Origin of the sequence: uncultured Alsobacter sp., from assembly GCF_945952055.1 — a bacterium.
Lineage (GTDB): Bacteria > Pseudomonadota > Alphaproteobacteria > Rhizobiales > Beijerinckiaceae > Alsobacter.
Genome location: NZ_CAMFHB010000054.1, coordinates 15,999 through 37,076 on the forward strand (window position 1 = coordinate 15,999; position 21,078 = coordinate 37,076).

Annotated in this window: 18 protein-coding genes; 8 read left to right on the top strand and 10 right to left on the bottom strand. The window is 71.6% G+C overall.

What is annotated here, in order from left to right; genetic code table 11:
• Positions 1-61: 61 nt before the first annotated feature.
• From Q0Q47_RS26705 to Q0Q47_RS26720, 4 genes are all read right to left on the bottom strand, one after another.
• Complete coding sequence (locus Q0Q47_RS26705) at positions 62-1,669, bottom strand: ABC transporter substrate-binding protein (protein WP_293867440.1); 1,608 nt, start codon at positions 1,667-1,669, stop codon at positions 62-64.
• Between the two features lie 72 nt (positions 1,670-1,741).
• Positions 1,742-2,458: an HAD-IA family hydrolase gene (locus Q0Q47_RS26710; RefSeq protein WP_293867442.1), complete on the bottom strand. Its 717-nt coding sequence runs from the start codon at positions 2,456-2,458 to the stop codon at positions 1,742-1,744.
• A gap of 236 nt (positions 2,459-2,694) precedes the next feature.
• Complete coding sequence (locus Q0Q47_RS26715; RefSeq protein ID WP_293867444.1) at positions 2,695-4,068, bottom strand: aspartate aminotransferase family protein; 1,374 nt, start codon at positions 4,066-4,068, stop codon at positions 2,695-2,697.
• A gap of 15 nt (positions 4,069-4,083) precedes the next feature.
• Positions 4,084-4,947, bottom strand: a complete 864-nt coding sequence (locus tag Q0Q47_RS26720) for a GNAT family N-acetyltransferase (protein WP_293867446.1) — start codon at positions 4,945-4,947, stop codon at positions 4,084-4,086.
• A 289-nt stretch (positions 4,948-5,236) separates the two neighbouring features.
• Between Q0Q47_RS26720 and Q0Q47_RS26725 the strand changes: the two genes are divergently transcribed.
• Together Q0Q47_RS26725 and Q0Q47_RS26730 are read left to right on the top strand one after the other, a co-directional pair.
• Positions 5,237-5,905: a haloacid dehalogenase type II gene (locus tag Q0Q47_RS26725; RefSeq protein ID WP_293867448.1), complete on the top strand. Its 669-nt coding sequence runs from the start codon at positions 5,237-5,239 to the stop codon at positions 5,903-5,905.
• 9 nt (positions 5,906-5,914) lie between these two features.
• Positions 5,915-7,195 carry an FAD-binding oxidoreductase gene (locus tag Q0Q47_RS26730; RefSeq protein WP_293867450.1) on the top strand — a complete coding sequence of 427 codons (1,281 nt, stop codon included), beginning with the start codon at positions 5,915-5,917 and terminating at the stop codon, positions 7,193-7,195.
• A gap of 27 nt (positions 7,196-7,222) precedes the next feature.
• On the opposite strand, the gene Q0Q47_RS26735 is transcribed toward Q0Q47_RS26730, so the two are convergent.
• Genes Q0Q47_RS26735 through Q0Q47_RS26750 form a run of 4 tightly spaced genes read right to left on the bottom strand, consistent with a single transcriptional unit; the run spans position 7,223 to position 11,497 of the window.
• Entirely contained in the window at positions 7,223-8,674 is a 1,452-nt protein-coding gene (locus Q0Q47_RS26735) for an NAD-dependent succinate-semialdehyde dehydrogenase (protein ID WP_293867452.1), read from the bottom strand.
• A gap of 41 nt (positions 8,675-8,715) precedes the next feature.
• The gene (locus tag Q0Q47_RS26740) at positions 8,716-10,179 is read right to left on the bottom strand and encodes an aldehyde dehydrogenase family protein (RefSeq protein WP_293867454.1); all 1,464 of its coding nucleotides are present in this window, start codon (positions 10,177-10,179) and stop codon (positions 8,716-8,718) included.
• Between the two features lie 13 nt (positions 10,180-10,192).
• Entirely contained in the window at positions 10,193-10,546 is a 354-nt protein-coding gene (locus tag Q0Q47_RS26745) for a cupin domain-containing protein (protein ID WP_293867456.1), read from the bottom strand.
• Positions 10,547-10,573: 27 nt separating this feature from the next.
• Positions 10,574-11,497 carry a glyoxylate/hydroxypyruvate reductase A gene (locus Q0Q47_RS26750; RefSeq protein ID WP_293867458.1) on the bottom strand — a complete coding sequence of 308 codons (924 nt, stop codon included), beginning with the start codon at positions 11,495-11,497 and terminating at the stop codon, positions 10,574-10,576.
• A 271-nt stretch (positions 11,498-11,768) separates the two neighbouring features.
• Between Q0Q47_RS26750 and Q0Q47_RS26755 the strand changes: the two genes are divergently transcribed.
• On the top strand, positions 11,769-12,659 hold the full coding sequence (locus tag Q0Q47_RS26755) for a GNAT family N-acetyltransferase (protein ID WP_293867460.1): 891 nt from the start codon (positions 11,769-11,771) through the stop codon (positions 12,657-12,659).
• On the opposite strand, the gene Q0Q47_RS26760 is transcribed toward Q0Q47_RS26755, so the two are convergent.
• Complete coding sequence (locus Q0Q47_RS26760; protein WP_293867462.1) at positions 12,652-13,773, bottom strand: FAD-binding oxidoreductase; 1,122 nt, start codon at positions 13,771-13,773, stop codon at positions 12,652-12,654. The two genes, Q0Q47_RS26755 and Q0Q47_RS26760, sit on opposite strands and share 8 nt — an antisense overlap.
• 190 nt (positions 13,774-13,963) lie before the next feature.
• On the opposite strand from Q0Q47_RS26760, the gene Q0Q47_RS26765 reads away from it, so the two are divergent.
• From Q0Q47_RS26765 to Q0Q47_RS26780, 4 genes are read left to right on the top strand one after another with little or no spacing between them, the layout of a single operon-like run.
• A complete protein-coding gene (locus Q0Q47_RS26765; RefSeq protein WP_293867476.1) occupies positions 13,964-16,027 on the top strand; it encodes a hydantoinase/oxoprolinase family protein in 2,064 nt (687 codons plus the stop codon).
• Between the two features lie 5 nt (positions 16,028-16,032).
• On the top strand, positions 16,033-18,012 hold the full coding sequence (locus tag Q0Q47_RS26770; RefSeq protein WP_293867464.1) for a hydantoinase B/oxoprolinase family protein: 1,980 nt from the start codon (positions 16,033-16,035) through the stop codon (positions 18,010-18,012).
• Positions 18,013-18,327 (top strand): (2Fe-2S)-binding protein, encoded by a 315-nt coding sequence (locus tag Q0Q47_RS26775; RefSeq protein WP_293867466.1) that lies wholly within the window; start codon positions 18,013-18,015, stop codon positions 18,325-18,327. It begins immediately after the preceding gene.
• The gene (locus tag Q0Q47_RS26780; RefSeq protein WP_293867478.1) at positions 18,318-19,718 is read left to right on the top strand and encodes an FAD/NAD(P)-binding oxidoreductase; all 1,401 of its coding nucleotides are present in this window, start codon (positions 18,318-18,320) and stop codon (positions 19,716-19,718) included. Before Q0Q47_RS26775 ends, Q0Q47_RS26780 begins: the two co-directional genes overlap by 10 nt.
• A gap of 9 nt (positions 19,719-19,727) precedes the next feature.
• Here Q0Q47_RS26780 and Q0Q47_RS26785 read toward each other — a convergent pair whose 3' ends face one another.
• Positions 19,728-20,651, bottom strand: coding sequence for a LysR family transcriptional regulator (locus tag Q0Q47_RS26785; protein ID WP_293867468.1), 924 nt, complete (start codon positions 20,649-20,651; stop codon positions 19,728-19,730).
• Between the two features lie 157 nt (positions 20,652-20,808).
• Here Q0Q47_RS26785 and Q0Q47_RS26790 point away from each other — a divergent pair.
• On the top strand, positions 20,809-21,078 hold a 270-nt coding region (locus tag Q0Q47_RS26790; protein WP_293867470.1), incomplete at its 3' end, for a hypothetical protein.

The window sequence follows — 21,078 nt, forward strand, 5'->3', positions numbered from 1 at the left end:
CGTCGAGGGAGGGACTCAGGGAGCGGCGTACCGCTCCCTCGTTCATTGCAAGATCCGAGCCTCAGGCCGTGAGCCAGACATACTCGGCGAAGGCATAGCCCATCATGCCACCGAGCGGGTTGGACTCCAGGCCCTGGAGCTTGGACGAGATCGCGTCGACGTTGGAGATCCACACGGGGATGGCCGTACCGGCCTCGTTGGCGATCATCGCCTGCATCTCGCCGTAGATTTGCTTGCGCTTGGCCTGGTCGAGCGAGCCGCGCGCCTCGATGATCATGCGGTCGAACTTCTCGGACTTGTACTGGCTTTCGTTCCAGGGGGCCGAGCTCGTGTAGAGGAGCGAGAACAGGATGTCGGGCGTCGGCCGCGGGTTGATGTTGCCGAAGTGGAATGGCGCCTTCAGCCAGTAGTTCGACCAGTAGCCGTCCGACGGCACCCGCTTGACGTCGAAGTTCATGCCGATGGCCGCACCGGCCTGCTGCAGGACCACCGCCATGTCGACGGACGACGACGCGGCGTCCGACGCGACGAGAGGCACGGCCTGGCCGAGGAGGCCCGACTTCTGGAAGAGCGACTTGGCCCGCTCGGGATCGTAGGGCTTGGGCTTCAGTTCGGCGTTGAAGTAGGGGCTGGACGGCGGGACCGGCTGGTCGTTGGCGATCTCGGCGAGGCCACGCAGGGCCGACTTCTGGATCTGCTCGCGGTTGAGCAGGTACTTCACGCCCTCGACGAAGCCCGCCTTGTCGCCGGGCGACATGTCCATGCGCATGTTGAGGTTGGTGTAGTTGCCCGAGGTCGTCTTGGACAGGACGACGCCGGGCTGGCTCTCCACGAGACGCATGGAGCGCGGGTTGATGGACGCCGCCAGCTGGATGTCGCCCGACAGGAGCGCGTTGACGCGGGCCGTGTCGTCGGGGATGGCGAAGAACTCGAAGGACTCCAGGTTCGCCTGCTTCTTCCAGTAGTTCTTGTTGCGCACGGCGACCGAGCGCACGCCGGGCTCGAAGGTCTGGCAGACGAAGGCGCCGGTGCCGTTGGCCTTGGAGAAGTCGGTCGTGCCGTCGGCGATGATCATGAAGTGATGCATGCCGAGGATGGTCGGCAGGTCGCCGTTGGGATCGGCGAGGGTGATCTCGACGGTGAGGGGATCGATCGCCTTCACGTCGGTGATCTGCTTGGCGATCGAGTTGACCTTGGAGGCGACCGCCGGGTCGAGGTGGCGCTTCAGCGAGAACACCACGTCGGCCGAGGACAGCGTCTTGCCGTTGTGGAAGGTCACGCCCTTGCGCAGCTTGACCGTCCAGACCTTGGCGTCCTTGCTCTCGATGCTCTCGGCGAGCTCCATCTGCGGCGTGCCGCTTTTGTCGAGGAACGTCAGGCGATTGTAGAAGGCGCAGCAGCGCACGTAGTCGGTCGAGAGCGACGCCTTGGCCGGGTCGAGCGTGTCCGCGGTCGAGGACGACCAGCCCGCGGCCTTGAGGTTGCCGCCCGACGTCGGCGTCTGCGCCACGGCCGCCGTGACGCTGCCGAGCAGCGCGCTGCCGGCCGCGCTGGCCACGCCGCCCGCCAGCAGCATCTGCATCAGCTCGCGTCGCGTGGCTCCGCGGCGGATCGCGTTCTCAACCATGGCGTTGTCGGCCGCGGTCCAGTTGGTGATGGATTTCGTCACGGGGATCCCCTTCCTGCTCTCGGTGACTTCGCTGCCCCGCGGCACCGGCCGGCGGGACCTCTTGCGCGGCCTTCAGGCCTGTTCGTCTTGCTCCACCGCGTCGGCGAGTTCCGCCATCGAGGTGAAGTGATAGTCCGGCCGGGTGAAGCTCTCCGGCTCGATCGTGCCGCCGTATCCAGGCTGCGCGTGGCGCCTCTGGATCCAGCAATTGGTCATGCCCAGCCGTCGCGAGACCCCGATGTCGTGGTACTGGCTCTGGGCGACGTGGAGGATGTCGTCCTTGCCCGCACCCTCCGTCCCGACGAAGGCGAAGACCTGCTCGAAGAAGGCCGGGTCGGGCTTCTCCAGGCCGGTGTCGTCGACCGTGAAGGCCGCGTGGAACGGACGGCCGAGCGTCAGCGAGAAGTGCTCGAAGGCCCAGCGCTGGGCGTTCGTCATGGCGATGAGGCGATAGCGCCGCGCCAGGCGCGCGAGCGCTTGCGCGCTGTCGGGAAAGCCCTTCCAGTTTTCCGCCGAGGCCCGCAGGCGCTCCCCGTGCCGGGGTTCGGCGGGCAGGCCGAGCTGCGGCGCGATCACGAGGTAGACGCGGGCGAGGTCGTCGGGGAAGCGCAGGGCATCCGGGGTGTAGCGCGCGGCGCGGTAGAGCGATAGCGCGGCCTCGCCGTCGATGGCGACGCCCGCTTCCGCGGCGATGGCCGCCAGGCAATCCTTGATACCGCCCTCGAAGTCGATCAGCGTGCCGACGACGTCGAAGCTCATGTATCGGAAGTCACGCAAGCGCTTCGCCACGTCTGGTCCCTCTGCGCAGGTCGATCGCCTGCCTTCGTGTCGCTGTTCGGCAGTCAGGTCCCGATCGCGTCCGGGAGGTCCCCGGTGGCCCTGGCGCGGCCCCTCGCCGATCTCGACCTTCGTCTCAGTGTCTCAGGCTGGTGCTGCGGGAGTCGCTGAAACCGCGAGTCCCCGCAGCACAAAATTCTGAAAACGGGCCCGGCCCCACATAACGGATGCGGCGAAGCCGCCGCCGCTCAGGCCATCGCGGCGCGCACGTCGGGATCCTCGAGGGTCTGGTCGAGCGTCATCCGCGTGCGCTCGAGGATGGCGTCGATGTCCGCGTCGGTGCAGCACAGCGGCGGTGCGTAGCCCAGCACGCCGTTGCCGAAGGCCCGGATCACCAGGCCGTTGTCCCAGGCCCTGTCGAAGATGCGCCGAGCCGGATCGGCCGCGGGCGGCAGAGGCGTCTTGCGGGCCTTGTCGGTGACGAGCTCGACGGCCGCCAGCATGCCGCGCCCGCGCACGTCGCCGACCAGCGGATGGTCGGCCAGCGCGCGCAGCCCGGCGAGAAGCCGGGCCCCCGCCTTGCGGCCGTTCTCGAGCAGGCCCGCCTCGTAGAGGCGCAGCACCTCGAGCCCCACGGCCGCGCTGACCGGGTGGGCCGAATAGGTGTATCCGTGGCCGATCACCGAGCCGCCGGCCCCGTCGGCGATCGTCGCGTAGACGTGGTCCGACAGGAAGACCGCCCCCATCGGCACGTAGCCCGAGGTCAGCCCCTTCGCGGCGGTCATCAGGTCGGGAACGATCCCTTCGTCGCTGCAGGCGAAGAGCGGTCCCGTGCGGCCGAAGCCGGTGATCACCTCGTCCGCGACGAACAGGATGTCGAGTTCGCGGCACAGGTCGCGCATCGCCTTGACCCAGCCGTCCGGCGGAACCAGCACGCCGCCCGAGCCCTGGATGGGCTCGACGTAGAAGGCGGCCACGCGGTCCTGTCCCAGTTCCTCCACCTTCGCCCGCAGGGCGGCGGTCGAAGCCGCGATGATCGACGCGGCGTCCTGGCCCGCCGGATTGCGGTAGGCATAATGCGACGGAATTTTATGCTGCCAGTGAAAGGGCACGCCGAAGCCCTGGTGGAAGGCGGGCAGCGCGGTGAGGCCGGCGCCGACCGTCGACGAGCCGTGATAGCCCTGCTCGACCGAGATGAACTGGTCCTTCTCCGGCCGCCCGCGCGCGATCTGGTAGTAGCGGACGAAGCGCACGGTGCTGTCGACCGCGTCGGACCCGCCCAGCGTGAAGTAGACGTGGTTGAGGTCGCCGGGGGCGCGGTCGGCGAGTTCGGCGGCCAGCCGGATCGCCGGCTCCGACCCCAGTCCGAAATAGCCCGTGGCATAGGCGAGCTCGCGCATCTGCCGCGTCGCCGCCTCGACGATGCTGTCGACGCCGTAGCCGACGTTGACGCACCAGAGCCCGGCGAAGCCGTCCACCATGGTGTGCCCCGTGGCGTCCGTGACGGTCGCGCCCTTGGCCGACTTCAACACCCTCACGCCCGCCCGCTCGTGCCCCCGGTAGGACGCGACGGGATGGACGAGGTGCAGGCGGTCGAGCTCGACGAGCGAATTGCTGGACATGGGTGTCTCCGGTGTTCAGCCGAGCGCCTGGCTGGCGAGTGCGTAGGTCTGGAAGGATGAGGTCTGGCGCGGCTGCGCATGGCGGACCATCGCGACGCCGCCACCGACGGCCGGCAGGCCGCGCTCCGCCAGCCAGGTCCCCAGGGCGGGGTCGGGCGTGTCGACCCGGACGAAGCCGCTGGTGCAGCGCGCGAAGGCGGCCTCGACGAGGGCCTTGGCCTCCGCCGTCGTCTGGGCGACGACGGGACCGACGACCTCGCCGCGCCCGAAGGCACGCAGCACGGCGAAGCCGCGGATCGTCCCGTCCTGGCGCAGCACGGCGACCCGGCCGACCGCTGCGAGCGCGGCCAGCATGGTCGCCCGGTCGAAGCCGGTCGCCATGCGGTCGAGAGGCGAGAGCGACGCGATCGCCTGCGGCTCGACGTCCCAGGCGATGCGCCCGTCTGTCCCGGCCACGCCCGGAACCGGCCCCTGGTGCTGCACGATGTCGCCGACGCGCCGGAAGCCGAGCTTTTCGTAGAGAGGCAGCCCTTCGCGCGTCGCGATGAGGCGCTGTTCCCGCCCCTCGACGGCGGCGAGGGCCCGGTCCATCAGGAGCCGGCCGATGCCGCGTCCGCGCAGGCTCTCGTCCACCAGCACCATGTTCACGGTGGCGCCGTCGGCACCGAAGGGGGTCGCGAGCGCCGTGCCCACGAGGCGCTCGCCGTCCAGCGCGGCAAGGCCGCGGCTCTGGGCCAGCACGAGCGCCCAGTCCTCGAGGCGATGGGGCCACTGCGCCTGGCGCGACAGCGAGACCGCCTCCCCGAGCCGATCGACCGTCAGCGGGCCGATCCGGATGTCGCGGGAGAGGGGAGCGGTCGCGGCAGTGTGGCTGGTCATGGAGGAACGCTAGCGCCGCCCGGCGAGGCGGTTGCGCTCTCTTGTGCCGTCGCGGCGGCAGCTTCCGCCATTCCTCGGCACCGCCGCCACATCTTATGCCGGGCGGACGCGGCGCGGGCCGTCGTCACGGGCGCCGGGGCCGCCGCCCGCGGACACGGCCGCAACTCTCTGCCGCCGTGCTCACGCGATACGGCACGATCTGCTCCGGGCAGGACGGGATTCCGGCAATGCCTCTGCCGCGCGGGTCCTACTCTCGTTCGTATCGACGGACCATCCGAGGACCCGCTCCATGCCCCAGTTCCGGCCCAAGTACATCACGTTCGACTGCTACGGCACGCTCACCAACTTCCAGATGGCCGAGGCGGCGCGCGACATCTACGGGGCCGGCCTGGACGAGCAGGCCATGCTGCGCTTCATCCGGATCTTCGCGGCCTACCGGCTGGACGAGATCCTCGGCGCCTGGAAGCCCTATGCGGAGGTCGTCCACAACGCCGTCGAGCGCACCTGCCGCAAGACGGGCGTGCCGTTCAAGCCGGAGGACGCCAAGGCGATCTACGAGCGCGTGCCGACCTGGGGCCCGCACGCCGACGTCCCCGCGGGGCTCGCCAAGGTCGCCGAGAAGATCCCGCTGGTGATCCTGTCCAACGCGTCGAACGACCAGATCATGCACAACGTCGCCAAGCTCGGCGCCCCGTTCCATGCCGTCTACACGGCGCAGCAGGCCAATGCCTACAAGCCGCGGTTCCAGGCCTTCGAGTACATGTTCGACATGCTCGGCTGCGGCCCCGAGGACGTGATGCACTGCTCCTCGTCGTTCCGGTACGACCTGATGTCGGCCTACGACCTGGGGATCAAGAACAAGGTCTGGGTCAACCGCGGACACGAGCCGCCGAATCCCTACTACGAGTACGTGGAGATCAAGGACATCTCCGGCCTGCCCGGCGTGCTGGGCCTCTGAGGATCCGCCATGCGCTTCGCATCCTACTGGCACGACACGGCGCCGGCCTTCACGGGCGCGACGGCCGGTCCCACGGACGGGACATGGGACGTCGCCGTGGTCGGCGGCGGCTTCACCGGCCTCTCCGCGGCCCGGACGCTGGCGATGGGCGGCGCGAAGGTGGTCCTGCTCGAGGCCGGGACGATCGGCAGCGGTGCCTCCGGACGCAACGGCGGCCACCTGAACAACGGGCTCGCGCACTCGTTCACGGCCGCCAAGGCGCATCTCGGGCCGGAGCGCGCGGTCGCCCTCTACCGTGCGCTCGACGCGTCGGTGGACCACGTGGAGCGCACCGTCGCGGACGAGGGGATCGCCTGCGACTTCAAGAGGGTCGGCAAGCTGAAGCTCGCCTCCAAGCCGGCCCATTTCGACGCCATCGCCCGCAACTTCGACGTCGTGCATCGGGAGGTCGATCCGGACACCGCCCTGCTCAGCCGCGACGACCTGAAGGGCGAGGTGCGCTCGGACGCCTTCCACGGCGCCATGCTGTCGAAGAAGAGCGCCGTGATGCACATGGGCCGCTATGCCACGGGCCTGGCCGAGGCGGCCGTGCGTCGCGGCGCGACCATCTTCGAGAAGGCGCCGGTCACGGCCCTGCGCCGGGAGGCTGGCGGCTTCGTGCTGCAGACCCCGCGCGGAACCCTCACCGCGAAGGAGGTGCTGGTCGCTACCGGCGCCTACACGACGGGAGCCTTCGGCTGGTTCAGGCGCCGCATCATCCCCGTGGGCAGCTTCATCGTCGCGACGCGGCCCCTGTCGGACGTCGAGGTCGCCGGCGCCCTGCCGCGCGAGCGCACCTTCGTGACCTCGATGAACATCGGCAACTACTTCCGGCTTTCCCCCGATCGCCGCCTCATCTTCGGCGGCCGGGCGCGCTTCTCCGCGGTCTCCAACCAGCAGTCGGATGCCAGGAGCGGCGCCATCCTGCGCGCCGGCCTCGCGGAGCTGTTTCCGCAGCTCGCCACTGTCGACGTCGACTATTGCTGGGGCGGCCTCGTCGACATGACCAAGGATCGCTATCCGCGTGCCGGGCGCAACGAGGACGGGCTCTGGTACGCCATGGGCTACTCGGGGCACGGGGCGCAGATGTCCGGCTACATGGGCGCGACGCTGGCCCGGGCCATCCTCGGCCAGCAGGACGACAACCCCCTGAAGGGGCTCTCCTGGCCGGCCGTGCCGGGGCACCTGGGCCAGCCCTGGTTCCTGCCCATCGTCGGCTTCTATTACAAGATGCTCGACCGCTTCCAGTGAGCGGGGACGGGCGCCGCGCCGCGGCGCTCAGTCCAGCCCGCCGATGTGGAAGCTCTTGGTCTCGAGATACTCCTCGATGCCGATCTGGGCCCCTTCCCGTCCGAGCCCGGACTGCTTGACGCCGCCGAAGGGAGCGACCTCGGTCGAGATGGCGCCGGTGTTGAGGCCCACCATCCCGAACTCCAGAGCCTCGCCGACGCGCCAGGCCCGCTTCAGGTTCTCGGTGTAGAAATAGGCCGCGAGCCCATACGGCGTGCCGTTGGCGATCGCGATGGCCTCGGCCTCGCTCCCGAACCGGAACAGCGGCGCGACGGGCCCGAAGGTCTCCTCGGCGGCGAGCGCCATGTCCGTCGTCGCGTCGCCGAGCACCACCGGCGCGACGTAGAAGCCGCCCGCCGGGGTCGGGGCGCCGACCGTCAGCGTCCGCGCGCCCTTGGAGACCGCATCGGCCACGTGACGCTCGATCTTGTCGAGCGCGGCCGCGTTGATCATGGGCCCGATGTCGACGCCGGGCTGCGTCCCCGGGCCGACCCTCATGGCCGAGACCCGGGCCGCGAGGCGTTCGGCGAAAGCATCGTAGATGCCGTCCTGCACCAGGATGCGGTTCGCGCAGACGCAGGTCTGGCCGCCGTTGCGGAACTTCGAGGCGATCACGCCTTCGATGGCGCGGTCGAGGTCCGCGTCGTCGAACACGATGAACGGGGCGTTCCCTCCCAGTTCCAGGCTCAGGCGCTTGATGCTGTCGGCGGCCTGGCGCATCAGCAGCGCCCCCACGCGCGTCGACCCCGTGAAGGAGATCTTGCGCACCGTGGGATTGGCCGTGATCTCCGCCCCGATCCCGGCCGGCATGCCGGTCACGATGTTCACGACCCCGGCCGGGATGCCGGCACGTTCGGCGAGCACGCCGAGGGCGAGCGCCGAGTAGGGCGTCAGGTCGGAAGGCTTGATCACCACCGTGCACCCGGCCGCGAGAGCGGGGGCGACCTTGCGGGTGATCATCGCGTTGGGAAAATTCCACGGCGTCACGATCCCGCACACGCCGACGGGCTCCTTGAGGACGAGGATGCGCCGATCCGGCGTCGGCGAGGGGATGGTTCCGCCCCCGACGCGGCGCGCCTCCTCGGCGAACCACTTCACGAAGGACGCGCCGTAGCGGATCTCGCCCTGGGCCTCGGCGAGCGGTTTGCCCTGCTCGGTCGTCAGGATCAGCGCGAGGGCGTCGAGGTTCTCCAGCATCAGGGCATGCCAGCGCTCGAGCAGCGCCGCGCGCTCGGCCGCGGTGCGGGCCCGCCATGCCGGGAAGGCGGCGGCTGCCGCCGCGATGGCCTCGCGGGTGTCCTGCGTGCCGGCGTCCGGCACGGTGCCGATGACCTGCCCCGTCGCGGGATCGGTCACGTCGATGGTCGCCCCGCTGGCCGCGTCGCACCACCGGCCTCCCACGAGGCACTGCTGGCGCAGGAGGTCGGTGCTGATCGGCATGGTCTGTCTCCCTGGTCGAGGATCGTTCGGTCGTGGCCGCGTCACCGCAGCGCGACGAGGACGCTCTTGCTGCGCCGGCTGGCGCGAAAGGCCTCGCGGCCGAGGTCCTTGCCGATGCCGGAGCCCTTGAAGCCGCCGGTGGGCAGGATGTGGTCCCGCGACCTCCCGTAGCGGTTCACCCAGATCGTGCCGGCCTGGAGACGGCGGGTGAGACGCAGGGCCCGGGAGAGGTCGCGCGTGTAGAGACCCGCGGCGAGGCCGTAGCTCGGGTGGTCGGCGAGCACGACGGCTTCGTCCTCGTCCTCGAAGATCTGCACCGTCAGGACGGGGCCGAAGATCTCCTCGAGGATCGCGGGCGAGTCGCGCCCGACATCGGCGAGGACCGTGGGAGCGTAGAAGTATCCCGGCCCCTCCAGGGGCGCGCCTCCGGCCAGCACCGTCGCGCCGGCGTCGACGGCCCGCCGCACGATGGCGTCCACGCGACCGAGCTGGCGCTGCGAGACGATCGGCGAGTAGCGCGTGGCCGCGTCCCAGGTCGGGCCGGGCCGGATGCCGCTGATCCGTTCCAGGATCCCGTCGACCAGGGCCCCGGCGACCGAGGCCTGCACGACCAGCCTGGTGCCGGCGACGCAGGCCTGCCCGGCATTGGCCAGGACGCTTCCGGCGATGCTGGACGCGGCGAGGTCGAGATCGGCGTCCGCGAACACCACCTGCGGGCTCTTGCCGCCCAGTTCAAGGGTCATCGGCTTCACGCCCGTGCGGGCCAGGTTGGCCATGATGGCGGAGCCGGCGGCCGTGGATCCGGTGAAGCTGACCTTGGCGACGTCGGGATGGGCGACGAGAGCGGCACCCGTTTCGGGGCCGTCGCCCAGCACGACGGCGATCACCCCGGCCGGGATTCCGGCCTGGACGGACAGCTCGGCCATGCGCAGGGTCGCGAACGGCGTCATCTCGGAGGGCTTGAGGACCACCGCGTTGCCGGCGGCCAGCGCCGGGGCGAGCTTCCACGCGGCCATGGAGAGCGGGAAGTTCCACGGCGTGATGGCGCCGACGACGCCGTAGGGCTCCGTGGCCACGAAGCCGAAGCTGTCGTCGGCGGTGGGCACCAGGTCGCCACCCTCCTTGTCGGCGAACTCGGCGAAGAAGCGGATCTGCTCCACGGTCACCGGCAGGTCACCCTCGAGCAGCGCCGAGATCGGCCGTGTCGAGGCCACCGCCTCCAGCCGCGCCAGCGGCTCCGCCTGCGCCTCGATCAGGTCGGCCCAGCGATGCAGCGCCTGCGTGCGCTCGCGCGGTCGCAGACCGCCCCATCCGCTCGCCGCCAGCGCGGCGCGCGCGGCCGACACCGCGCGGTCGACGACGTCGGCATCGGCGACCGGGCAGGCGGCGAAGGCCTCCCCGTCGGACGGGCGTCTCAGCTCCAAGGCGGCCGGCGCCCCGACCATGCGCCCACCGATGAAATGGGCCGCGGGAAAGGCGAGGCCCGCCGGGTCGAAGCTGGTCATGGCGGCCCGGCCCTCAGCCGACGACGACGTAGATCTTGCGCACCGTCTCGATCGTCTTCCACACGCCGCGGAAGCCGGGCTTCATCACGAAGCTGTCTCCCTTGCGGTAGGTCACCGGCTCGCCGCCGTCCTCGGTCAGCTGCAGGATGCCGTCGAGGATGTGGCAGAATTCGAAGGTCTCGCCCTTGATGGAGATCGTCTCGCCCGCCGTCGCCTCCCAGACGCCGGTGCGCACGGTTCCGTCGCGCGAGCTGTCCTGGGCCCAGGTCCGGAAGGTCGGATCGCCCGCGACCAGTCGCTCGGGCAGGGCCTTGGAGATCTTGGGTTCGGCCGAGGGGTTGGTGTCGATCGTCGTCAGCAGGCTCATGGTGCTTCCTCGCGGGAAAGGGGTGTCTCAGTAGCCGCGGTCACGATCGACGAGCCCGATCATGGGGCGGCCCGTCTCGTGCCGGCGGATGTTGTCGAGCACGGCCGCCGCGGCGGTCTCGGGCTGGGTGATGCTGGCCACGTGGGGCGTGATCATCACCCGCGGGTGGGACCACAGGGGATGTCCGGCCGGAAGCGGCTCGGGGTCGGTGACGTCGACGACGGCGGCGGAGATCTGGCCGTCGTCGAGGGCCGCCAGGAGCGCCTCCTGGTCGAGCTGGCCGCCCCGCCCGAGATGCGCGAGGGCCGCACCGCGCGGCAGGCGCGCGAAGAGGCCGGCATCGAGGAAGCCCCGCGTCTCGGGGGTCAGCGGCAGCATGCAGACGAGAATGTCGGTGCAGGCCAGGAGGGCCTCGAGCCCGGCCGGCCCGTGATGGCAGGCGACGCCCGGGAGGGTGCGCGGCGAGCGGCTCCAGCCCGCCAGCGGGAAACCGAACGGGGCGAGGCGCTCGAGGACGGCCTGGCCCAGCATCCCGAGCCCGAGCAGTCCGACGCGCCGCTGGCCGGCCTGGACCACCGGGCGGGCCCGCCACTCGCCGCGCTTCTGCTGGTCCACATAGCCGGGCCATTCGCGATGCAGGGCGAGCACCGCCAGCGTCGCGTACTCCTGCATCATGCGGACGATCCCGTCCTCGACCATGCGCACGACGGCGACGCCTGCCGGCACGCGATCCAGTTGCAACTGGTCGACGCCCGCGCCGATGGAGAACAGCACCTCGAGCCGGCGGTATCGGCCGAGGTCCTGCGGCAGCGTCCAGGTGATCAGGTAGCGCACGCTGTCGGGATCGATCTCGCCCGCATCCGTCGCGAAGGCGAGGTCGGGCCGGGTGCGGGCGAAGGCGTCCCGGAAGATCCGGCCCCGGTGCGCGTCGGAGAGGAAGAGGAAGGCCAAGGCGGTGATCCGGCGTTCGGGAGCGCGAAGCCAGGGCGAGAGCCCCGGCCGGCGGCAGCTTGGCCCGCCCAAGGCGGCATATTGCGTCGAACCCTCGCTGCGGGACGGCAGATCCCGCCGAAAAGCGCGGCTGCGGAAGCCGGCGGCGCTGCGTCCCTCCGCCATCCCGACGATTCAGTGGAAAGTGTGGGCAGGATGCCCTTCGTCGGCGCAAGATTCCGCGCGCCTTGCCGTATCAAGGAGGCGGGGCGCTGTGACAAGGCTGGCACCAGTGACGCACGTTTTGGCCGAGCGGACGCTCGAATCCTACCGGATGCGGATCGCCGACATCCGGGACGTGGCCATCGAGCAGCTGCATGCGCTGTCGATGGCCGTGCGCTGGCCGCACCGTGCCGACGACTGGGAGATGCTGCGGGAGTTCGGCCAGGGCGTCGCCGCCTGCGACGACATCGGGCGCGTGATGAGCACGGCCATGTGGTTCCGCCAGGGCGACGATTTCGCCACCGTGGGGATGCTCATCACCTCGCCGCGCCTGCAAACCCACGGCACCGGCCGCTGGCTGATGGAGCACGTGATCGCGCGGACCGCTCCGCGCCTTCTCGGCCTCAACGCCACCCGGGCCGCGCGGCCGCTCTACAGGTCGATGGGCTTTCGGGCCGAGGCCACGGTCTACCAGTGCCAGGGCGAGGCCAAGGGGGCGCCCGACGTCGTCCCCGCGGGCGTCCTGCGCCGGCTCGGCCCCCACGATCTGGACGCGGTGACCGCGCTCGACCGGCAAGCCTTCGGCACGGATCGCGGCCGCCTCCTCGCCCTGCTCGAGCAGCACTCGGACGGGCTCGTCCTGGTCCGGCACGACGCCATCGTGGGCTTCTCGATGTGCCGGCCCTTCGGGCGTGGGCATGTCATCGGCCCGATCGTCGCCGGCACGGACGACGACGCCATCGCGCTCTTCGCCCCGCACGTGGAGCGGCATCCCGGCCAGTTCCTGCGCGTCGACACGCGCCACGAGGACGGGCCCTTCGCCCAGGCCGTCATCGGCGCAGGCGTGGGCTTCTTCGACACGGTCACGACCATGTCGCTGGGGCCGCGGCCCTGGCTGCGGCCGCCCTCCGCGCCGGACGGCCCGCGCACCTACGCGCTCGCCAGCCACGCCCTCAGCTGACGGCGCCGGAGAAGCGCGCGATGCGGAAATCCTCGAGCGGGATGTCCGTGTGGCCGCTGGCGATGAGATCGGCCATGGTCTCCCCCACGCCCGGCCCGAGCTGGAACCCGTGGCCGCAGAAACCGAAGGCATGGAAGAGGCCCGGCGTGATCGCCGACGGCCCCATCACGGGCAGCATATCGGCGAGGTAGCCCTCGCAGCCCGACCATGTCCGGATGACCGAGACGTCCGCCAGCGCCGGCACCAGCCGCAGGATGGCGCGCAGCTGCCGCGGCAGCGCGGCGGGATCGGGACGCGCGTGGCCGGGATCCAGGTCCACGGCCACCCGGTCCGCCGCGCCGCCGAAGACCACGTTGCCGCGCTCGACCTGTCGCAGGTAGCCGTCGGCGCCCGCCCGGCGCGTCCAGATCCCCACGACGGGCAGGATGCGGTGGGGCAGCGGCTCGGTCACACCCATCTGCGGGCCGCGCGCGGCGATCGGGACGGGCTCGCCGAGATCGGCCGCGATGCGGCCGCCCCAGGCTCCCGCGGCGTTCAGGAGCACCTCCGACCCGAAGACGCCCCGGGACGTCTCCACCGTGAAGCCCGTGCCCGTGTGGTGGATCGAGAGCACCGTGCAGTCCTCGACGATGCTGCAGCCCAGCCGCCTCGCGGCCTCGGCGAAGGCCGGGGCGATCACGCGTGGATTGCCGCATCCGTCGTGCGGGGAGAAGGACGCCCCGATCGCATCCGGGCCGATCCCGGGGAAACGCGCGCGCAGCTCGTTCGACCCGAGCTCCTCGAGCGCGAGGCCCCAGGGAAGCGCGGCCCGCGCGTAGGCGCGCATGTCCTGCAGCGCGTCATCCTCGAAGGCGAGGCGGAGATGTCCCGTCACGCGAAACTCGACGTCGCGACCGAGCATCGCCTCGGCCTCGTTCCACAGGGCCAGGGATCGGTGCGCGAGCGGAAGCTGGGTCAGGTGACGGTTCGTACGCCGGACGTTCCCGAAGGAGGCGACCGTCGCGCCCGTCCCCACGCGATTGCGCTCGAGGAGCGTGACGCGCACGCCGCGGCGGGCCAGGAAGAAGGCCGCCGCGGTTCCCATCAGCCCGCCGCCGACCACGATCGCGTCCATTCAAGCTCCCCGCTCCGCACCCCGTCGCACCGGACACCCGGCACGGTGGCGCGATCGGACGGGGCGGTCAAAGTGGGAGTGCGCGGGCGTCCATAAGTCCGGCTTATGCGCTTGCCCCGCCTCGCTATTGGACCCCGCCGCCGGGCGCATGGCAGCCTTCGTCCGACACCAGGGGGACGATGCCATGCCGATGTCCGAGAAGGGGAATGCCGCCGCCGACTGGAAGGTCGGCGTCGACATCGGCGGGACCTTCATCGACTTCTGCGCCCTGGAGACGCATTCGGGCCGGATGGCGTCGCTGAAGGTCCTCACGACCCCCGACGACCCTGGCGCCGAACTGATGACCGGGCTGTCCCTTCTGGCCGAGCGCGAGGGGCTCGATCCCATTGCCGTGTCCCGGTTCGTGCACGGCACGACGGTGGGCATGAACACGGTCATCCAGCGCAAGGGCGCGTCCCTCGCGTTGTTCACCAATGCCGGCTTCGAGGACGTGATCGAGCTGGCGCGCCTGCGCATGCCGGAGACCTACTCGCTGTTCTGCTCGCGGCCGGACCAGCTCGTGTCCCGCGACCGCGTCTTCGGCATCCCGGCGCGAATGCGGTCGGACGGCAGCGAGGCCGCGCCGCCCGACCTGGCGAGCGTTGCGGATGCCGTCGCCGCCGCCAGGGCGAAGGGCGTCGCGGGCATCGTCGTATCCTTCCTCCATGCCTGGCGTGACGACGGGCACGAGCGCCGGGTCAAGGCCGAGGTGGCGCGGCTCGCCCCCGACCTGTTCGTCTTCACCTCGGCCGAGGTCTGGCCGGTGATCCGCGAATACGAGCGCACCACCACCGCCATCCTGAACGGCTATGTCCACCCGCGCATCTCCGGATACCTGACGGCGCTCGAGGAGCGGCTGGCGGCCCGGGGCGTCCCCGCGACCCCCCTGCTCACCAAGTCGAACGGCGGCGTGATGAACGCCGCCGAGGGCAAGCGCTCCTGCGTGAAGATGCTGCTCTCCGGGGCGGCCTCGGGGGTGATCGGGGCGGCCTGGCTGGCGCGCCAGGCGGGCGAGGACCGGATCCTGACGCTCGACATCGGCGGCACGTCGGCCGACTTCGCGCTGATCGTCGACGGCCAGCCGCAGTTCGGCACCGGCGAGATGATCGGCGAGTTCCCGCTGCACATCCCTTCGGTCGCGGTGAGCTCCATCGGGATCGGCGGCGGCTCGATCGCCAGCGTCGACGAGCAGGCCATCCTGCGGGTCGGCCCCGAGTCCGCGGGGTCGACGCCCGGGCCCGCGTGCTACGGACGTGGCGGCGAGAGGGCGACGGTGACCGACGCCATGGTCGTGTGCGGTTGGCTGGGCCACAGCGCGATGGCCTATGGCCAGCTGCAGATGGACCCGGCGCAGGCCCGCGCCGCGGTGGGCCGGCTCGCCGCTCGGACCGGACGGAGCGTCGAGGCGACGGCCCAGGCGATCCTCGACGTCGCCATCTCGGAGCTCTTCGTCGAGGTCGAGAAGATGGCGTCGCGCGCGGGGGTGGACCTGCGCGACTTCGCGCTGATGCCGTTCGGCGGCGGCGGTCCGATGCTCGGGGCGCTGCTGGCGCGCGAACTGGGACTGCGCAGGATGCTCGCGCCGCGGCGTCCGGGCGTCGTCTCGGCCCTCGGCGGCCTCGTCGCCGACCTGCGGGGGGACTTCATCAGGACGCTCTTCCGGCCGTTGTCGCCGGCCGTCCTGCCGGACCTGCGCGAGGCCGTGGCGCAGATGGCGGAGGAAGGACGCGCGTGGCTCGCCGAGCAGGGTCATCGCGGTCCCGTCGATCTGCTGCTGCATGCGGACATGCGCTATGCCGGCCAGAGCTACGAAATCGAGACCTCCCTCGACGCGGACTGGCTGGCGCGCGGCGACCTCGACGCCATCGCGGGGCGCTTCCACGCGACGCATGCCAGGCTCTACGACTTCTTCGACGAGAAGGGGCACATCGAGATCGTCAACCTGCGGCTGTCGGCGCTCGGCGCCGGGCCGTCCCTCGCCTTCCCGCAGGCCGAGGAGATCGACGGCGAGGCCCTTGCCGAACGCAGCATCGCCGTTCACGTCGATGGCGCCCTCGCGCAGGTCGGCCTCTACCGCCGTGCCGACCTCGTGCCCGGCCAGCGCTTCGCGGGACCGGCCGTCGTGGCGCAGGAGGACACGACGCTGGCCATCCCGCCCGGCACGCAGGTGCGGGTCGACCGGCACCTCAACCTGCAGCTGACCTTCCCGGAGTGACGCCGATGTTCGACCGCATGAACCTGAGGGTCCTCGCCAACCACGTCCGGGCCGCGGCCGAGAACATGGCCCACACGCTGCAGCGCACGGCCCACTCCGCCTTCGTCAAGGAGACGGAGGACTTCACCGTCATGCTGATGAACCGCAAGGGCGAGACCTTCGGCGTGCCGATGGAGCTCGGCGCGACCTGGTTTCCGGGCCTGACCTATGGGCGGGCGCTGGCCATGGTCGACGACTACCGACCCGGCGACGTCGCCTTCACCAACGATCCCTATGCCTGCTACGTGGCGACCCACGTGCCCGACACGCATCTGTGGAAGCCGGTGTTCCACGACGGCGAGATCGTGGCCTGGACGGGCGGGCACATCCACAACACCGACATGGGCGGCGCCGTGCCGGCATCGCTGTCGCGGGCGCTGACGGAGATCCACCAGGAGGGCATCCGCTTCCCGCCCATGAAGCTCGTCAACGAAGGGGTCTTCGACGAGCAGATCCTGCGCATCATGGTCACCAACGTCCGCAAGCCCGACCTCAACATCGGCGACATCAAGGCCCTGGTGGGCGCGCTTGCGACCGGCGAGCGCAAGGTGCTGGCGATGATCGACAAGTTCGGCAAGCAGGCCTTTCTGGACGGGGTCGAGGCGCTGCTCGATCACGCCGAGGCCGAGGCGCGGGCCATGCTGCGCGACATGCCGGACGGCACCTGGACCTTCTCCGACTATGCCGACGAGGACTCGGTGGAGGCCAACCCGTGCCGCCTGCACGTCACGCTGACGATCCGGGGCGACGAGGCGCTGCTCGACTTCACCGGCTCCGATCCCCAGCTCGCCTCCTCGCTCAACGTCCCGTCCGGCGGCGACCCGCGCCACACGATCCTCCTGGTGGGGATCTACTACGTCCTCTACACGCTGAACCCCAAGATCCTCCTGAACACCGGGCTGACACGGCCCTTCACCTGCATCGCGCCGGAAGGCACCGTGCTCAATCCCGTGTTTCCCGCTGCCGTGGGCATGCGCTCGCTGACCTGCGCCCGCCTGCGCTCGGTGATCTTCGGGGCCTTCTCGCAGGCCATCCCCGACCGGCTCCCCGCCGCGCCCGCCGGCAACAACTGCATCGTCAACGTCATGACCACGGACGAGCGCACGCGCCGCACCGTCATCGCCGCGGTCAATCCGGTGGTCGGTGGCGGTGGCGGCATGCCCCACCGGGACGGCACCAACGGCTCGGGGGCCGACGCCGCCTACCTGAAGAACACGCCCATCGAGATCACCGAGACCGAGACCCCGGTGGAATTCGTGCGCTACGGCCTGGCGCGCGACAGCGGTGGCGCCGGGCGGTGGCGCGGCGGGCTGGCGACCGACATGGCGTTCCGCGTGTTCGCGCCCGACAGCCGCATCACGGTGCGCAACCGCGACCGCAGCTTCTTCCGGCCCTGGGGCGTCCTGGGCGGGCGCGCCGCCGGTCTGTCCGACATGGCTGTGAACCCGGGCAGCGCGGAGGAGCGCCGCCTCGGCAACGTCGACACGGCGGTCCTGCAGCCCGGCGACGTCCTCTCCATCCGATCGGCCGGTGGCGGAGGCCGCGGCGACCCGCGCGAGCGTGAACCCTGGCGCGTGGTGCAGGACGTGGAGCGCGGCTACGTGTCCGTCGAGGCTGCCGAGCGGGACTATGGCGTCGTGGTGCGCGACGGCCGGCTCGACGAGGCCGCCACCCGCCTCCTGCGGGCGACGATGCCCGCGCATGGCGCTCATTTCCATTTTGGGCCGGAGCGCGACGGCTACGAGGCCCGCTGGACGCCGGATGCCTATGAGCGGCTCACCGCGATCCTTGCGGGCCTGCCGATCCACTGGCGCTTCTTCGCCAAGACGGAGATCTTCCGCAGGATGAGCGGGCGTTCCGGGGCAGAGGGCGTGCAGCACGCCCTGGCGCAGGTGCAGGCGAGGTTCCCGAACATGCCGGCGCCGGCCACAGGGGGAGCGGGCTGAATGGACAACCCGGGCGAGAGCCGCGGCAGGGTCGTGCGCCTGGCCGGCCACGGCCGCGAGCCGCTGGCGTTCACGCTGGACGGCATCGCGCACGGCGCGCTCTCGGGCGACACCGTCCTGACGGCCGTGCTCGCCGTCGCGCCCGCGCTGCGCGGTGGCGACCCGCGCGAAGGGAACCGGGCCGGCTTCTGCCTCATGGGCGCCTGCCAGGATTGCTGGATGTGGCAGGAGCAGGGGCCGCGCCTGCGCGCCTGCTCGACGCCGATCGCGGCCGGCATGCGGCTCCTGACGCGCCCGCCCGGAGACTGGCCGTGACCGCCCGCCCGCAGGTCGTGGTGGTGGGGGCCGGCCCCGCCGGCATCCGCGCCGCGGAGGCGCTGGCGTCGGCCGGGCTCGTTCCGCTGGTGATCGACGAGGGCGAACGGGCCGGCGGCCAGATCTACCGCCGACCGCCGGACGCCTTGAGCCGGCCGCCGGCCGTCCTGTACGGGTCGGAGGCCGGCAAGGCCGTCGCGCTGCACGCCACGTTCGATCGGCTCGTCGCCCAGGGACGGGCGCGGCACTGGCCGCGTTGTGCGGTCCTCGCCGTCGCGGAGAGGTCGCTCCAGGTCCTCGGCCCGGAGGGCGTGTCGACGGTCCGCTTCGACCGTCTGGTCCTGGCCACCGGTGCGACGGACCGGCTGGCGCCCGTGCAGGGGTGGGACAGCCCCGGCGTCTACAGCCTCGGCGCCATGCAGGTGGCTCTCAAGGCCCAGGCGGTGGCCCTGGGCCGCCGGATCGTGCTGGCCGGCTCGGGGCCGCTCCTGACGCTGGTGGCGACCCAGCTCCTGGCGGCGGGCGCCCGGCTCGAGGCCGTGCTCGACACGGCATCCCTGGCCGACCAGCTTCGCGGCCTGCCCGACCTGATGACGCGGCCCTCCCTGACCGTGCGCGGGCTCGCGATGCGGGCCCGCCTGGCCCGCCTCTATCGGCCCGGCGTTCGGCTCGGCGCCATCGAGACCGACGCCCGGGGACCCGTCGCCGTGACCTGGCACGATGCGTGGGGGCGCCCTCGCCGGTCGCCCTGCGATGCCGTCGGGCTCGGCTGGCATCTGCGGGCCGAAACGCAGCTTGCCGAGCTCGCCGGCTGCGCTTTCGACTTCGACGAGACCTGGCGCCAGTGGCTGCCGCGCGGCGATGCGATGGGGCGGGGAGCCGAGGGCGTGTACCTGGCCGGCGACGGCTTCCGCCTGCGCGGCGCCGACGGCGCGGAACTGTCCGGTCGGCTGGCCGGCGCCGCATGCCTGGAAGATCTCGGCCTGCCCGTTCAGCGCACGGCGGCGGACCTTGCAGCGCTGTCCCGGGTGTCGCGCTTCGCCCAAGGCATCGCACGCGCCTTTCCCTGGCCGCGGGACATGGTGCGGCAGACGCCCGACGGCACGGTCGTGTGCCGCTGCGAGGGCGTCACGGCCGGGATGGTCCGCGCCGCGGCTGCGCACGGCGGCGCGGACGTCAACCGGGCCAAGTCGCTGGGGCGCGTCGGCATGGGCCGCTGCCAGGGACGCTACTGCCAGATCGCGGGGGCGGAGATCGTGGCGGCCGCCGCAGGACACGCCTCCCCGGCGCAGGCCGGTCGCCTGCGCGGCCAGGCGCCTGTGCGGCCGGCGCCGGTGGCGGCGATCGCCGGCCCGGCCGCCGCCGTCGATCCGCTCCAGGGTGACCGCTGAAGCGAGGCCTCAGGGCGCGTCGGGCTCGGGCTGTCTTTCGAGGCCGTTCCAGCCCAGCGCGCTGCAGGCTTCGCGCAGCTGCTCGCGCATCAGGGCGTGGATGGCCGACAAGGGATGATCGCGCCGCGTGAGGAGCGTGATCGGCACCACGGTGCGGGGCAGGAAGCGGCGCTTCACGATCCCGGGAAACTGCTCCCAGGGCAGCAGCCCGTCGACGATGGCCACGCCGAGGCGGTCGCGCACGAAGGGCAGGGCGGTGATCGAGAGATCGATCTCGATGGCCGGCAGGTAGGGCAGGCCCTGCTCGGCCGCGACGACGCCGAGCAGCCTCGCTGGAAGCGTCCCTGCCCGATAGGAGATCAGGGTTTCGTCGGCGATGTCCGCGAAGCCGACCGCCTCGCGGCCGGCGAGGCGATGGTCCTGGGGCAGGATGCAGGCGAGTTCGGCCTGGCCGATCGTCTCCACGTCGATGTCGTAGCGGGGCTCGTCGTTCATCGCGATCCCGAGCGAGACCTCCCCGCTGCGCAGCATGTCGACGATGTTGCCCACCGGCGCGATCAGCGATCGCACCACGATGTCGGGATGGGCCGCGCGGAAGGCGCTGAGCGCCCGCGGCACGATCGCCATCGAGGGCGGTGCGGAGGCTGCGAGCCGAACCAGCCCCATCCGGCCGAGGCGCATGTCGACGGTGCGCCGGCTCAGGGCTCCGAGCTGGGAGAAGATCCGCTCGGCGTCCGGGTAGATCTCGCGCGCCTCCTGCGTCGGCACGAGGCGCCCGCGCACACGGTCGAACAGCTTGAAGCCGAGCTGGTCCTCGGTGTGCAGCAGGATCTGGCTCAACGCCGGCTGCGAGATGTTCAGCATCGCCGCCGCGCCGGTGACGGTGCCGCAGCGCATCAGGACGCAGAAGACCTCGAGTTGTCGTGCTCGCATGCCGTTGCTTTGCGAAGGGCGCCCCGGGCGCGGAAGACCGTCGTGCCGCCTGCCAGCCTAGCCCGAGCGTGGCCGCAACGGCCACCCCGTGTGCGTGTCGCACCCGCGTGAGCCGTGCTGCGACGATTGCCCGGGTCTACGCCGCGCGTGGTCGGCCGTGCCCGCAGGAGCGCCGGCCGGGAACGCCGGTCGTCACAGACAGCTCGGCGTCGCGCAGATCGAGAAGCTTCTGTCCCGCGGCGTGCGCGCCACGCGCGGAGGAGGTGCCGTCGGCCTTGTCGCGGCGGCAATGCCGACCGGCGGCCGGGCTGCACCGGGTGCCTGGGCGGCCTGGACGGGAATGGCGGCCGGAGCGGAGGGAGGCGCCACGGGCACGGCGCTCGGGGCCGCCGGTGCCGGGGCCGGCGGGGGCGGGGCGGTTGCGACG

Excerpts from the sequence above, each read along its gene's own strand:
- Q0Q47_RS26735 (WP_293867452.1), bottom strand. The coding sequence starts at position 8,674 with ATGCCGATCAGCACCGACCTCCTGCGCCAGCAGTGCCTCGTGGGAGGC.
- Q0Q47_RS26715 (WP_293867444.1), bottom strand. The coding sequence starts at position 4,068 with ATGTCCAGCAATTCGCTCGTCGAGCTCGACCGCCTGCACCTCGTCCAT.
- Q0Q47_RS26785 (WP_293867468.1), bottom strand. The coding sequence starts at position 20,651 with ATGCGAGCACGACAACTCGAGGTCTTCTGCGTCCTGATGCGCTGCGGC.
- Q0Q47_RS26775 (WP_293867466.1), top strand. The coding sequence starts at position 18,013 with ATGGACAACCCGGGCGAGAGCCGCGGCAGGGTCGTGCGCCTGGCCGGC.
- Q0Q47_RS26730 (WP_293867450.1), top strand. The coding sequence starts at position 5,915 with ATGCGCTTCGCATCCTACTGGCACGACACGGCGCCGGCCTTCACGGGC.
- Q0Q47_RS26770 (WP_293867464.1), top strand. The coding sequence starts at position 16,033 with ATGTTCGACCGCATGAACCTGAGGGTCCTCGCCAACCACGTCCGGGCC.
- Q0Q47_RS26765 (WP_293867476.1), top strand. The coding sequence starts at position 13,964 with ATGTCCGAGAAGGGGAATGCCGCCGCCGACTGGAAGGTCGGCGTCGAC.
- Q0Q47_RS26740 (WP_293867454.1), bottom strand. The coding sequence starts at position 10,179 with ATGACCAGCTTCGACCCGGCGGGCCTCGCCTTTCCCGCGGCCCATTTC.
- Q0Q47_RS26720 (WP_293867446.1), bottom strand. The coding sequence starts at position 4,947 with ATGACCAGCCACACTGCCGCGACCGCTCCCCTCTCCCGCGACATCCGG.
- Q0Q47_RS26745 (WP_293867456.1), bottom strand. The coding sequence starts at position 10,546 with ATGAGCCTGCTGACGACGATCGACACCAACCCCTCGGCCGAACCCAAG.
- Q0Q47_RS26760 (WP_293867462.1), bottom strand. The coding sequence starts at position 13,773 with ATGGACGCGATCGTGGTCGGCGGCGGGCTGATGGGAACCGCGGCGGCC.
- Q0Q47_RS26725 (WP_293867448.1), top strand. The coding sequence starts at position 5,237 with ATGCCCCAGTTCCGGCCCAAGTACATCACGTTCGACTGCTACGGCACG.